Below are 12,620 nucleotides of genomic sequence, written 5' to 3' on the forward strand. Positions count from 1 at the left end.
CGGGTGTGGCGTGAGCATGTCAGCGGCATGCTCCGCGTACGACGCTAGGCAGCGGAATGACCAGGTGGAAGAGGGCCTGGCGGCTGCCGTTGGTCTAAGCCTGCGAAATACTGACGGAGCTGCGGCGATGACGCCGGTTGGCGGAAACTTTCACGGCCGGGAAAACGAGGCAGGGGCTGACGTGCACGAAGACGGCAACGGCGACGCGATGGCGCCCGGACCCGGTAGCTCCAGCGGTGGTATGGACCAGCCCGAGTTCCTGGACCTGGAACGCGAGTTGACGGTCCTCTTCCGGCGCGCCCGGGCCAAGCAGGGCGAGATGGCCCGCGAGGTCCACCCGGACCTGGAGTCGGCGGCGTACGGGCTGCTGGTCCGTCTGGACGAGTCGGGACAGCTGCGGGCCACCGAACTCGCCGCGTACATCGGCGTCGGCAAGGCCACCATGTCGCGCCAGCTGCGCGCCCTGGAGGACCTCGGCCTGGTCGCCAGGGAACCGGACCCGGCGGACGGCCGGGCCTGGCTGGTACACCTCACCGAGGAGGGCCGCCGCCGGGTCGCCAAGGTCCGCGAGGCCCGCCGGGCGAGCTATGTCGCCCAGATGTCCCACTGGGAGCGCGAGGAAGTGGCGGAGCTGGCCCGGCTGCTGAACCAGCTGAACCGGGGCATGGACCATTAACCGCCCCCGGCCGCCTCACAGCTCCACGTACACGACCGTCGCGTCGTCGTGCCGCTTGCCGCGCCCCGGGTGCGTCCGCTCCAGCGCGCGTACCCGCTCCACCAGCGCCCCCGCGCCCTTCTCGCGGACATAGCCGAGGCAGTCGCGCCAGTCGCCCTGCCGGAAGCGCTCCACCCAGCGGGTCGCCCCGTCCGTCAGCGCGGCCAGGGTGCGCACCTCGTCGCGCGGCAGCGCCCCCGTCACCGCCCGTTCCGCCACCGCCGGGTCGGCGGCCGCCGTGAAGAAGCCGCCCTCCTTGTTGCGCAGATACGTGTCGACATGGGCGTGCGTCGCCAGCGCCGACGCCGGCAGCCGGTCCAGTCGGTCGTCGAGGCAGGGCGTCACCGTCCCGTCGTGGGACTCCACCAGCAGGGCCGAGTCGGACAGGACGAGGTGCTCCACCGCCCCGGCGGACCACCGCGCGAGGACGACGGTTGCCTGGGGCGTGCGCGGGTGAGAAAGGTCACAAGTCCCCGCGTGGGCCTCGGCGGTGCGCGCGATCGCCCGGGCCAGCACCTCCGCGAGGGGCACATCGGGGAGGGAAACGGTCAGTTCGGTCAGGGCCCCGCCGAGCCGTGCGGTGAACCAGTGGACGGAGTGCACACACCCCGCCCCGTCCCGCGGCGGCGTCACCCCGTCCAGGACGACGAGGGCCCCTCCCCGCCCCGAAGCGGGCAGGGCCACACTCGCGAAGTCCTCGTTGGCGCGGTCCGGATCGCCCGACTCCGAAACTAGCTCTGTGCGCATCCGGCCAGTCTGCACGAGCCCTTCACAAGGTCCCGCCCAGGGGCGCGACTTCCGCCGGACCGTCACGGCGACGCAGGTCACCCGCCTGATTTGAGAGGAATGCATCACTCCGGCAAGACGTGGCGGCGAATACTGCCACCGCCCGCCGCAGACGTCCAACCGGCCCACCGCGCAGGGTCCTGGCACCGGCCACGGGAACTTGCCCGCCAACTCCCCTCCGGGGTTCACTCCTTCGGGTGGCGGGTCAGGTGATGCCGGACCGTCGCCCACCGGCACTGGGAGGGTCGGGGACCGGTGAGGGCCACCCCGGGCGCGAACCCAGTCGCGAGCTTGGGGGAGGGGTGTACGTACGGTCGACGGAAGTTGACCCGACGTCATCCGGACCCATGGGTACCACGAGTCAGGAATGCGAGCACCGGTGCAGAAGACGCGGCCTCGTCGCTCAGGCAAGCAGACGGCCTCCGCAGGAGGCGACCAGCCCACCCCCGGCACCGCCGAAGCCCCCGCCCCCGCAGGCAAGGGGCGCCCGACCCACGTACGGAACCGGCTGATCGTCGCCGTGGCCGTCGTCGCCGCGGCCATCGCCGGCGCCGGCGTCCCCTCGATCGTCACCGCCTCCGCGCAACTGCATGACACACAGAGCGCCGTGACGCTCGCCGAGCAGACCCAGGACGCGCTCACCCTCGCGCATTCCCTCGCCGACGAGCGCGACGAGGTCACCTCCTACATCGCCGCGGGCCGCCCCAAGTCCAAGGCGCCCAGCGAGCAGCGCAGCGCCCGGGTCGACCGGCAGGTCGAGGAGCTGCGCGCCGACACGGACACGCCCGCCGGTCTGCGCGACGACCTCGAAGGCGTCGCCACGCTGCGCCGGTCCGCGCTCACCGGCAAGAGCACCGCCCTGGAGGCGCACGCCGCGTACACGGCGGCCATCGCCGAACTGCACCGGCTCGCCGAGCGCCTGGCCGAGGAGATGCCCTCGCGCGCCGGCACCGGCGCCCACGCGCTGGCCGAACTCGACACCGCGGTGCAGCAGGCCGCCGCCGCGCGCGGGCTGCTGCTCGCCGCGCTGAGCGTGCCGACCACCACCCAGACCGTCGTCGACCCGCTCACCGGTGTCGCGACCACGCGGAAGACCTCCTCGGACGCGGACGCCAAACAGCGTGACGCGCTCGCCACCGCCGCCCAGCAGGCCCGGCTGCGCTCCGACGCGGCCCTTGCCGACTTCCGGGACACCGCCGCGCCCGCCGCGCGCGCCTCGTACGACTCCACCGTCACCGGTCCCGAGGTCGACACCGCCGAGCGCTACCTGGTCGCCCTCACCGACCAGCCCACGCTCAGCGACCGGGACCTGGAGACCAACACCCGCCGTGCCTCGGCCGCCCTCTCCGCCCGCGTCGACTCGATGCGCGGCGCGGAGTCGGCCCTCTACGACCGCCGCACCAAGGCCCTGGAGCAGCTCCGCGACGACGACGTCACCGCGCTGGAGATCCACATCGCGATCCTCGGTGTGCTGATGCTGCTCGCCGTGGGCGTGGCCACCGGCATGGCCCGCGGCCTCACCCGCCCCCTCGCCGTACTGCGGCTCGGCTCCGCCCGGCTCGCGGGCGCCGCCGACCCGGCCGCCGAGGAACCCGTGCGGTTCACCGGCCGCAGGGACGAGTTCGCCCAGGTCGTCGACTCCGTCAACGCGCTGCACACGCGGGCCGCCGCCCTGAACGAGCGCATCGCCACCCTGGAGTCCGACCGCAAGCACCTGGTCGGGCAGCGCCAGAAGATGGCCGACGCCCGCGAGGACCTGCGCGGCGAACTCGCCGAGTCCACCGCCCAGCTGGAGCGGCTGCGCGAGAGCATCGGCGGCACCTTCGTCAACCTCGCCCTGCGTACCCTCGGCCTGGTCGAGCGGCAACTCGGCGTGATCGAGGGCCTGGAGGAGCGCGAGCAGGACCCCGAGCGCCTCGCCACCCTGTTCAAACTCGACCACTTCGCCACGGTCATGCGCCGGCACAGCGAGAACCTCCTCGTGCTGGCCGGCACCGAGCACGTGCAGCAGCACGCCGGACCGGTGCCGCTGGTGGACGTCGTCCGCGCCGCCGTCAGCGAGATCGAGCGGTACGAGCGGGTCCGGATCGCCGCGCTGCCGCCGCACGCGCACGTGGCCGGCTTCGCCGCCGACGACCTGTCCCACCTGCTCGCCGAACTCATGGAGAACGCCACCTCGTTCTCTCCGCCGGACCTGCCCGTCGAGGTGTCCGGCTGGCTGCTGGAGAGCGGCGAGGTGATGCTCTCCGTGCAGGACGAGGGCATCGGCATGGCGGGGGACCGGCTGACCCGGCTCAACACCCGTCTCGCCGAGTTCGACCCGGAGGCCACCTACGACCAGGAGGGCGAGGACGGGCTGGGTCTCGGCCTGTACGTCGTCGCCCGCCTCGCCCATCGGCACGGCGTCCGCGTGCAGCTGCGCGAGCAGAAGCAGGGCGGGGTCGCGGCCGTCGCCGTCCTGCCCAAGGGTCTGCTGGCCGCCGCGCCCACCGCCGCGGTCCCCACGGAGTCACCGCGCCGCACCGGCGGCCACACCTTCTCCCTGCCGGGCGCCGACGCCGAGGCCAACTCCAACCATCTGCCGGCCCGGCAGAAGGGCGCCGACCCGCTGGTGGCGCTGGCCGAGCAGGCCGTCGAGCGCAACGAGTCGGAGGCCGGGCCCGAGGAGGCCGGCGAGGAGCCGGAGGCGACCGAGCCCTCGGCCACCGAGCCCTCGGCCACCGAGCCCTCGGCCACCGAGCCCGCCGAGGCAGCCGCCGAACCGCACGTCCCCGCCCAGCAGTCGCCCGCCGAGACGACGATGGAGCTGCTGATCCCGGAGCCCGCCGCCGCCCCGGCCGAGGAGTCGCTCACGGAGCGGCCCGAGCGGACGGAGCTGCCCGAGCGCATGGAGACGCCCGAGCAGCCCGAGCGCCCCGACCCGTACGCCATCGGCCCCGACACCCACGAACGAGCCCGGGACGAGGTGGACGAGGACCCGGAGCCCGTCACCGACAAGGGCCTGCCCAAGCGCACCCCCCGGATCACGGCACCGACGGCCGCGCCGGTCCGCCGCAGCGGGGGCGTCGACGCCGAGGCCCTGCGCCGCCGGCTCGGCGGCTTCCGCAAGGGCGCGGAGGCCGGCTACCGCGACGTCCAGGCGGAGATCGCCGAACGCACCGGACAGAACAAGGCACCGGACACGCCCGCCGGAGCGAGCACCGAATCCGAAGCAGCCACGGGGGGCACAGTCGAGGAGGCAAGCAGTTGACCGCGCCCAGTACCTTCGGACTGAGCAGTGAAGCCCGCAACCTGCACTGGTTGTTGACGAATCTGGTCGAGGAGGTGCCGGGTATCCAGTCGGTCGCCGTCGTCTCCTCCGACGGCCTCCTGCTCCTCTCCTCCGACCAGGCACGCAACGCCGAGGCCCGCGAGGCGAGGCACGAGCGGCGCTCGGGCCCGCGCGGCTCCTCCGCCGACCTCGCCACCATCGTCTCCGGCATCGGCAGCCTCACCGTCGGGGCGGCCAAGCTGATGGAGTTCGGCGGGGTGAGGCACACCATGGTCGCCATGGACGAGGGCAGCCTCTTCGTCATGTCCATCAGCGACGGCTCGCTGCTCGGGGTGCACGGCTCCGCCGACTGCGACATGAGCGTGGTCGCGTACCACATGGCGCTCTTCGTCGGCCGGGCCGGACACGTTCTCACCCCCGAACTCCGCAGCGAGCTCCGGAAGTCGCTGGAGCCCGCGTCGGCAGGGAGCACCCGATGAGCAACGCCCCGAGGAACCGGCGACAGCTCCCCGTGCGCGGGGGTGACCGAAAACCGGCCCGTGTGCGGCCCTACTCGCTCACCGGCGGCCGCACCCGCTTCGGCCACGTCCTCCTGGTGGAGACGTTCGTGGCCGCGCTGGAGGCCCCCGAGGAGCGCAAGGAGCTGACGAACGGCTCGCTCAGCACCAAGGTGATGCCGGAGCTGAGGGCCATCGTCGAACTGTGCCGCCGGATGCGTACGGTGGCCGAGATCGCCGCGCTGCTGAAGATGCCGCTCGGCGTGGTCCGCGTGCTCCTCAGCGATCTCGCGGACCAGGGAAAGATCCGTGTGTACGGCACCGGAACCGGTCATGGCACCGGCCGTCCGGACCGGGCTCTGCTCGAAAGGGTGCTGAGTGGACTCCGTCGTCTTTGAGGACACCGACGAGGACCTGCGGTCCTGGCAGACGGACCGGGCCCGGGCCCCGATCGCCACGAAGATAGTCGTGGCGGGCGGGTTCGGCGTCGGCAAGACCACGCTCGTCACATCCGTCTCGGAGATCACGCCGCTGCAGACCGAGGCGCTGATGACCGAGGCGAGCGAGGAGACCGACGACCTCACCGCCACGCCCGGCAAGTCGACCACCACCGTGGCCATGGACTTCGGGCGGATCACGCTCGACGAGGACCTGGTGCTGTATCTGTTCGGCACCCCGGGCCAGCAGCGGTTCTGGTTCATGTGGGACGACCTGGTGCGCGGCGCGATCGGCGCGGTCGTCATGGCCGACACCCGGCGGCTGAAGGACTGCTTCCCGGCGCTCGACTACTTCGAGAGCTGCGGGCTGCCGTACGTCGTCGCGGTCAACCACTTCGACGGCAGTGAGCGGTTCGAACCGGAGGACGTGCGGGAGGCGTTGACGATCCCTCCGCACATACCTGTAATGATCATGGACGCGAGGCGCCGGATCTCGGTGATCGAGACCCTGTTGTCCCTGGTGGGGCACGCGCTGGACGTCACCCCCGAGTGAAACGCGGTTAGGAGCCCTCACCCGCATGCGGAAGATACTCGTCGTCGGGGCCGGCCAGTCCGGTCTCCAGCTCGCCCTCGGACTTCAGTCCCACGGGTACGAGGTCACCCTGATGTCCAACCGGACCGCGGACGAGATCCGCTCCGGGCGGGTCATGTCCACCCAGTGCATGTTCCACACCGCACTCCAGCACGAGCGCGACCTCCAGCTGAACTTCTGGGAGTCCCAGGCCCCGAAGATCGAAGGACTCGGCGTCTCCGTCGCCGCCCCCGGCTCCTGGGCCGAGGGCCCGGCCGCCCGCGCGATCGACTGGCTGGGCCGGCTCGACGGGTTCGCGCAGTCCGTGGACCAGCGGGTGAAGATGGCCGGCTGGATGGAGACCTTCGCCCAGCGCGGCGGCCAGCTCGTCATCCACGGCGCGGCCGTCGGCGACCTCGACTACTTCGCCCGCACCTACGACCTCGTGCTGGTCTCGGCGGGCAAGGGCGAGCTCGTCCAGATGTTCGGCCGGGACGCGGAGCGCTCCCCGTACAGCGAGCCCCAGCGCGCCCTCGCGGTCGCCTACGTGCACGGCATGGGCCCGCGCCCGGAGCACCCGGACACCGAGGCCGTCCGCTGCAACCTCGTGCCCGGCGTCGGCGAGCTGTTCGTGATGCCGACCCTGACGACGTCCGGACGCGCGGACATCCTGTTCTGGGAGGGCATACCCGGCGGCCCGCTCGACGTCTTCAACGGCGTGAAGGACCCGGCCGAGCACCTCTCCCTGACCCTGGAACTCATGGAGCGGTACCTGCCGTGGGAGTACGCCCGCGCCACGAAGGTGGAGCTGACGGACGCCGGCGGCACGCTGAGCGGACGGTACGCCCCCACGGTCCGCAACCCCGTCGGCACGCTGCCCGGCGGCGGCCTGGTCCTCGGCGTCGCGGACGTCGTCGTGGCCAACGACCCGATCACCGGCCAGGGCTCCAACTCGGCGTCCAAGTGCGCGGCGGCCTACCTCGCGTCGATCCTGGAACACGGCGACAAGGAGTTCGACGAGGCCTGGATGCGGGCCACGTTCGACCGCTACTGGGCCACGGCCCAGCACGTCACCAAGTGGACGAACGCCATGCTGGCCCCGCCCCCGGAGCACGTCCTGAACCTCATCGGCGCGGCAGGCCAGCTCCAGCCCGCCGCCGACCGCTTCGCCAACGCCTTCGACAACCCGGCCGACTTCGAGAACTTCTTCTACGACCCGGAGAAGACGGAGGCCTACCTGGGCTCGCTCGCGGGCGCCTGAGTCTTCCGGCCCGTACAGAACGACGGTGGCCCGCCCCCCGAAGGGGCGGGCCACCGTCGTATGTGTGAGCCTGATCAGGCGGCGGCCGGCGCCAGCTTCGGGTTCAGGCCGTACTTGTTCGCCTCCGGCTTGCCGTCGCTGGCCAGGAAGACCAGCAGGACGATGGCGCCGACGAGCGGGATGAGGGCGATGAGCAGCCACCAGCCGGAGCGGTCCGTGTCGTGCAGGCGGCGGACGCCGACCGCGAGCGAGGGCAGCAGGACGGCGACCTCGTAGACGATGGCGAGGACACCGGAGCCGATGGTGGCGAGGTCGATGACCATCAGCAGGATGTACGCGATCGTGTTGAAGAGCACGAACATCCAGTACTCCTTGCGGCGGGCGCGGCCGCTGAAGGTGGCGTACTTCTTGAGGACGTCGAGGTACCAGTTCATGGGTCCCCCCCAGGGACTAGATCGGGTGAAGGCCTGCTTGAAATGAACAGGCCAGCGGAATCTAGATGGCTTGTTCTCGCGGGTCAAAAAGTTATCGCGCAGCGTCTGATCGGTGATCATCTGTGGCTTGATAAAAGGCCACTTCGACTACTTTGAGCTGCGCGTCTTCGTCGTCGGCCGGACCGCGCCCAGGACCGGGTTGGAGGCGATCGGGGAGATCCTGACCTTCTCGCCGGGGCGCGGCGCCTGGACCACTTTTCCCCTGCCGATGTACAGGGCGACATGCGTGGCGTCGGGGAAGTAGACGACCAGGTCGCCGGGGCGCATTTCGGCCAGCGGGATCCGTTCGAGCCGGGCCCACTGTTCCTGGCTGGTGCGGGGGATACGGGTGCCGGCGTGCGCCCAGGCCCGCTGGGTCAGCCCCGAGCAGTCGTACGACTTCGGCCCCTCGGCGCCCCAGCGGTACGGCTTGCCCAGCTGGCGTTCGGCGAAGCGGATCGCCCGCCTGGCCCGGGCGGACGGCTTGTGGTCGTCCTGCGCGAGGGCGCCCGACGCCACCAGGTCCTTCTGCGCCTTGTCGACGCCCTTCTCCTCCAGTTCGGCCAGTTCGGCGAGCTGCTCGGCGGTGAGGGACGCGAGGAGTTCCTCCACCTCGCGCAGCCGCTTGCGTACGGTGTCCCGGTCCTTCTTCTGCCGGTCGGCGAGCGAGAGTCGGGTGTCCAGGGCGGCGCGGGCCCGGCGGGCCAGGCGGTCCGCCTCGCGTTCCGTGCCGGTCAGCCGGCCGACCGTCTCGGCGCGTTCGCGGGCCAGCAGGCCGATGACATGACTCTGGTCCAGGGCATGCTGGGGGTCGCGGGCCAGCAGCAGCCGTACGTACGGGGAGATCGCCGTGGTGTTCTGGTACTGCTGGCGGGCCAGCCGGCCGGCCGCGCCCCGGCTGTCGTGCAGCCGCAGCCGCGCGGCGGCGAGCGCCTTGTCCAGGCGGGCCACCTCGGCGCGCTGCCGGTCCAGCTTCTCCTCGGTGGCGTTGTACGTCTCGGTCGCCCGCTCCGCCTCCCGGTACAGGCGCTGAAGGTCCGTCAGCAGGGCGGCCGTGGTGCGCTCCGGGGGCTCGGGGGCCGCCGTGGCGGACCCGGGGGCGAGGAGCGCGGCGGACAGCACGGCCGCGGTGCACGCCAGACGCAGCGGCCTTCCTGACATGTCATCACCTCCGGTGCGGTACAGGATCTCTGCTCGCACCGTGAGCATCGAGCGGACGCACCGGGTCCGCGCGCGGGACGTGCGCGGTTCGGCGTAGGCCGGTCACCCGTGCGGGTCGTCCCGCTTGCCGGGCGGCGTGTCGCCGGGACGCGACCACGGCCAGTTCAGCCGGCGGCCGCCCCGCTCGCCCTCGGGGTCGTAGGCGTACTTCCAGCGCCGCGACAGCCCCGGCCGGGCTCCCTGTACACGCGGGACGCGGCGGTAGACGAGGACCGTGGGCGGGCCGCCGTCCGGGTCGGGGACGGGGATGCGGTACGTCTTCGGCGGGTGCCCGGTGATGCCCAGCAGCACGGGCAGCACCCGGCCGTCCATCGGGCCGCCCTCGAACGGGGTGTCTTCGCTCTTCACGGGACCAGTGTCAGCCATCCGCCAGCAGGCGCTCGGCCAGCGCCGCGGTCTGCGGGTCCCGGGTGGCGGTGACCGACAGCACCGCCACGAACTGGTCCACCAGCCAGTCCCGCAGCTCCTCCACGGGCGGCTGCTTGCCCTCGTCCAGCCAGATCAGCGAGGCCGCCTCCACGGCCGTGATCCACATCCGGACGGTCATCCGCAGGCGGAGCCCGGGGTCGCCGACCTCCAGATGCCGCAGGATGTGCTCGGCGGCGGCCCGGCGCACCCCGTCGACGATCGCCGTCGTCCGGGACGTCTCGACGACGCTGCCGCCCTGGAGCAGGGCGCTGAACCCGGTGTCGTGCTCGTCGACGAACGCGAGATAGCGGTCGAGAGCGCGGGCGAGGCGGGGGACCAGGGGCCCGTCGAGGGGCTCGTCGAAGCACTTCTGGAGCTCCTCGGCGGCGGAGCGCAGGGCGGCCTCGTAGAGCTGCTGCTTGCCGCCGGGGAAGTACCGGTACACCAGCGGCCGGGACACCCCGGCCGCCTCCGCCACGTCGTCGAGGGAGACCTCCTCGGGGGCGCGGTGCGCGAAGAGCCCGAGGGCGGCGTCGAGGAGCTGCGAACGGCGCTCCTCGACGCTCAGACGGCGGTAGGCGGGAGCGGCTGGCATGGAAGGAAGCCTAAGGGCTGTCCCGTCATTCCCGGCGGGCGCGCGACGCCGGCTACGGCACCTCGCCGCGTTGTCGGGTCGTCCGCATACATCCGGTATGCGGACGACCCTCCGCCTTGCGATGCACCGCATCCGACGCCGCGCGCCGATCCACCGGGAATGACGGGACAGCCCTTAACCGCCGGGCCGGGAGCGCCTTCGGCTATGCCAGCAGCCCCGACGACTTCCACAGGCGGCGGCCCACGCCGCGCAGGACGCCGATGTCGTCCAGGAAGTCGGTCAGCCGCTTGGCGCCGGTCTGCATGACCTCGCGGCGGTGGCCGCTGGCCTTGACCTGTGCCATGGCCTCCCGTTTGTCGAGGCCGACGTTGGTGTAGACGTCCGGGTTGACGAAGGCGACCGAGAAGACGCGGGCGAACTCGCCGGAGGTCACTCGGGTGAACTCCTGCGACCACCTCGGCGCCGTCATCATCTGCCGGCGCAGTTCCTCACGGGCGTACCGCACATGGCGGGCCTCCTCGACCACATGGATTCGCGTGACCCCGCGGATCAGCGGCTGGACGCGCTCGTCCGGGAAGGTCAGGCGCTGCATCCAGTCGAGCACCTCCTCGCCGAGCAGGGTGGCCGTGAAGGAGCCCGGGGTGGTGGAGATCGTCTTGAACAGCCGGCCCAGGTTCTGGTGGGCGCGGCTGACCGGGTACCAGGGCGTGCCGCCGTGCGAGATCAGGCGGGCGAACATCTTGGAGTGCCGGCACTCGTCCTCGATCTCGGTGAGGGCGTACCGGACGTGGGCGCTCGTCGCCGCCTTGTCGTAGATGTGCCGGACCAGCAGCTGCATCAGGATCAGCTCGAACCAGATGCCGAGGGAGGCGAGCGCGGCGGCCTCGTGCTGGGAGAGCAGGATGCGCTGCTCCTCGCTCATCCGCTTCCACATCGGGGTGTCGTAGAGCGAGACCAGCTCCGGGGGCCAGAACCACTTGCCCTCCTCGAAGGGCGCCTCCCAGTCCAGCTCCTTGTCGGGGTCGAACGAGTGCTTCGCGGAAGAGGCGAGGAGGCGTTCGGCCACCTGTTCACGGTCCTTGAGCAGGCCGAGCGCGTCGCGCAGTCCGTCCAGCGCCTCGGCTTCCGTCAGGGCAGTCATCGGTCCCTCACCTCGTAACCGGTGGTCACATCGTACGGCTCTTATGAGACTGCCTGTCAGTAAGCCCGTCAATCCCCCGTGCCGCACTTGTTGACCCCGCGTCCAACACGTAGGAGCCTGCGCCATATGCCGACATACGACGTGTACGCCGACGATCCGGGTGACCTCCTCTGGCAGGTACCGGCGACCGGCGCGGCCCGCTTCAACTGGGAGTACGACGACGGCCGCGAGCGGCTCCTCGCCCTCTACCAGAAGGGCAAGGACAAACAGTGGGACGGCCGGCGCAGGATCGACTGGGACCTGGAGGTCGACCCCTACGACCCGCTCGGCACGCCCGAGGACGCGATGGCCCTGTACGGCACCCCGTACTGGGACCGGATGAGCGAACGGGAGCGGGGCGACCTGCGCAGGCACTACGCCTCCTGGCAGTTCAGCCAGTTCCTGCACGGCGAGCAGGGCGCCATGATCTGCGCGGCGCGGATCGTGGAGTCGGTGCCCGACATGGACGCCAAGTTCTACTCGGCGACCCAGACCATGGACGAGGCCCGGCACGCCGAGATCTACGGCCGCTTCCTGCACCAGAAGGTCGGGATGGTCTACCCGATCAACGACAATCTCCAGGCCCTGCTCGGCGACACCCTGCGCGACAGCCGCTGGGACATGCCCTACCTCGGGATGCAGGTGCTGATCGAGGGCCTGGCGCTCGCCGCGTTCGGCATGATCCGTGACACCACGACCAAGCCGCTGCCCCGGCAGATCCTCGCCTACGTCATGCAGGACGAGGCCCGGCACGTCGCCTTCGGGCGGATGGCCCTGCGCGACTACTACCAGCAGCTCACCGACGCCGAACTGCGCGAGCGCGAGGAGTTCGTCATCGAGGGCTGCTACCTGATGCGGGACCGGCTGCGGGGTGTCGAGGTCCTGGAGAACTTCGGCGTGCCGAAAGCCGAGGCGGAGGAGCTCAGCGAACGCTCCGAGTTCCTCCGACTGTTCCGCAAGCTGCTCTTCTCCCGCATCGTGCCCTGCGTCAAGGACATCGGCCTCTGGGGCGAACGCCTCCAGCGGGCCTACGTCGACATGGGCGTGCTGGAGATGGGCGATCACAACCTGGACCTGCTGATGAGCCAGGACGAGGAGATCGCCGAGCGGCTGGACGCCGAACGGTTCGCCCGCGAGGAGCGCGAGCGGGTCGCCGAGGTGACCGACGCCGTACGGGCGGGCGCCGACGGCGACTGAGCCGCCCG

At 71.6% G+C, this 12,620-nt stretch carries 13 protein-coding genes; 7 read left to right on the forward strand and 6 right to left on the reverse strand.

From position 1 onward, the window contains the following. Nucleotides 1-181 precede the first annotated feature (181 nt). A complete protein-coding gene (locus DC008_RS23500) occupies nt 182-676 on the forward strand; it encodes a MarR family winged helix-turn-helix transcriptional regulator (protein WP_425276567.1) in 495 nt (164 codons plus the stop codon). A gap of 15 nt (nt 677-691) precedes the next feature. Here the strand turns inward: DC008_RS23500 and DC008_RS23505 are convergent, their stop codons facing one another. Beyond that, nucleotides 692-1,462: a protein phosphatase 2C domain-containing protein gene (locus DC008_RS23505; protein WP_108708647.1), complete on the reverse strand. Its 771-nt coding sequence runs from the start codon at nt 1,460-1,462 to the stop codon at nt 692-694. 406 nt (nt 1,463-1,868) lie between these two features. Between DC008_RS23505 and DC008_RS23510 the strand changes: the two genes are divergently transcribed. From DC008_RS23510 to DC008_RS23530, 5 genes are read left to right on the forward strand one after another with little or no spacing between them, the layout of a single operon-like run. Then, nucleotides 1,869-4,751, forward strand: a complete 2,883-nt coding sequence (locus tag DC008_RS23510) for a sensor histidine kinase (RefSeq protein ID WP_108708648.1) — start codon at nt 1,869-1,871, stop codon at nt 4,749-4,751. Continuing rightward, the gene (locus DC008_RS23515) at nt 4,748-5,251 is read left to right on the forward strand and encodes a roadblock/LC7 domain-containing protein (RefSeq protein ID WP_108708649.1); all 504 of its coding nucleotides are present in this window, start codon (nt 4,748-4,750) and stop codon (nt 5,249-5,251) included. Before DC008_RS23510 ends, DC008_RS23515 begins: the two co-directional genes overlap by 4 nt. Beyond that, complete coding sequence (locus DC008_RS23520) at nt 5,248-5,667, forward strand: DUF742 domain-containing protein (protein WP_108708650.1); 420 nt, start codon at nt 5,248-5,250, stop codon at nt 5,665-5,667. The genes DC008_RS23515 and DC008_RS23520 overlap by 4 nt, the downstream gene beginning before the upstream one ends. After that, the gene (locus DC008_RS23525) at nt 5,648-6,259 is read left to right on the forward strand and encodes a GTP-binding protein (protein ID WP_055624100.1); all 612 of its coding nucleotides are present in this window, start codon (nt 5,648-5,650) and stop codon (nt 6,257-6,259) included. Before DC008_RS23520 ends, DC008_RS23525 begins: the two co-directional genes overlap by 20 nt. A gap of 25 nt (nt 6,260-6,284) precedes the next feature. Next, nucleotides 6,285-7,538 (forward strand): styrene monooxygenase/indole monooxygenase family protein, encoded by a 1,254-nt coding sequence (locus DC008_RS23530; RefSeq protein ID WP_108708651.1) that lies wholly within the window; start codon nt 6,285-6,287, stop codon nt 7,536-7,538. Between the two features lie 74 nt (nt 7,539-7,612). On the opposite strand, the gene DC008_RS23535 is transcribed toward DC008_RS23530, so the two are convergent. The 5 genes from DC008_RS23535 to DC008_RS23555 form a co-directional block, all read right to left on the reverse strand. Further along, on the reverse strand, nt 7,613-7,972 hold the full coding sequence (locus DC008_RS23535; protein ID WP_108708652.1) for a DUF805 domain-containing protein: 360 nt from the start codon (nt 7,970-7,972) through the stop codon (nt 7,613-7,615). 147 nt (nt 7,973-8,119) lie between these two features. Further along, nucleotides 8,120-9,172: a C40 family peptidase gene (locus DC008_RS23540; RefSeq protein WP_108708653.1), complete on the reverse strand. Its 1,053-nt coding sequence runs from the start codon at nt 9,170-9,172 to the stop codon at nt 8,120-8,122. Between the two features lie 102 nt (nt 9,173-9,274). Further along, nucleotides 9,275-9,580 (reverse strand): hypothetical protein, encoded by a 306-nt coding sequence (locus DC008_RS23545; protein WP_108708654.1) that lies wholly within the window; start codon nt 9,578-9,580, stop codon nt 9,275-9,277. A 10-nt stretch (nt 9,581-9,590) separates the two neighbouring features. Next, the gene (locus DC008_RS23550; protein WP_108708655.1) at nt 9,591-10,235 is read right to left on the reverse strand and encodes a TetR/AcrR family transcriptional regulator; all 645 of its coding nucleotides are present in this window, start codon (nt 10,233-10,235) and stop codon (nt 9,591-9,593) included. Between the two features lie 202 nt (nt 10,236-10,437). Beyond that, the gene (locus tag DC008_RS23555; RefSeq protein WP_108708656.1) at nt 10,438-11,376 is read right to left on the reverse strand and encodes an AurF N-oxygenase family protein; all 939 of its coding nucleotides are present in this window, start codon (nt 11,374-11,376) and stop codon (nt 10,438-10,440) included. A 126-nt stretch (nt 11,377-11,502) separates the two neighbouring features. Here DC008_RS23555 and DC008_RS23560 point away from each other — a divergent pair, with 126 nt between their 5' ends. Further along, nucleotides 11,503-12,612, forward strand: a complete 1,110-nt coding sequence (locus tag DC008_RS23560; RefSeq protein ID WP_108708657.1) for a ferritin-like domain-containing protein — start codon at nt 11,503-11,505, stop codon at nt 12,610-12,612. Nucleotides 12,613-12,620: the final 8 nt, after the last annotated feature.

Source organism: Streptomyces nigra (assembly GCF_003074055.1).
GTDB lineage: Bacteria > Actinomycetota > Actinomycetes > Streptomycetales > Streptomycetaceae > Streptomyces > Streptomyces nigra.

Bases quoted from the DNA above. Each gene is read 5' to 3' on its own strand.
- DC008_RS23505 (WP_108708647.1), bottom strand. From the start codon at position 1,462: ATGCGCACAGAGCTAGTTTCGGAGTCGGGCGATCCGGACCGCGCCAAC.
- DC008_RS23510 (WP_108708648.1), top strand. From the start codon at position 1,869: ATGCGAGCACCGGTGCAGAAGACGCGGCCTCGTCGCTCAGGCAAGCAG.
- DC008_RS23520 (WP_108708650.1), top strand. From the start codon at position 5,248: ATGAGCAACGCCCCGAGGAACCGGCGACAGCTCCCCGTGCGCGGGGGT.
- DC008_RS23530 (WP_108708651.1), top strand. From the start codon at position 6,285: ATGCGGAAGATACTCGTCGTCGGGGCCGGCCAGTCCGGTCTCCAGCTC.
- DC008_RS23535 (WP_108708652.1), bottom strand. From the start codon at position 7,972: ATGAACTGGTACCTCGACGTCCTCAAGAAGTACGCCACCTTCAGCGGC.
- DC008_RS23540 (WP_108708653.1), bottom strand. From the start codon at position 9,172: ATGTCAGGAAGGCCGCTGCGTCTGGCGTGCACCGCGGCCGTGCTGTCC.
- DC008_RS23550 (WP_108708655.1), bottom strand. From the start codon at position 10,235: ATGCCAGCCGCTCCCGCCTACCGCCGTCTGAGCGTCGAGGAGCGCCGT.
- DC008_RS23555 (WP_108708656.1), bottom strand. From the start codon at position 11,376: ATGACTGCCCTGACGGAAGCCGAGGCGCTGGACGGACTGCGCGACGCG.
- DC008_RS23560 (WP_108708657.1), top strand. From the start codon at position 11,503: ATGCCGACATACGACGTGTACGCCGACGATCCGGGTGACCTCCTCTGG.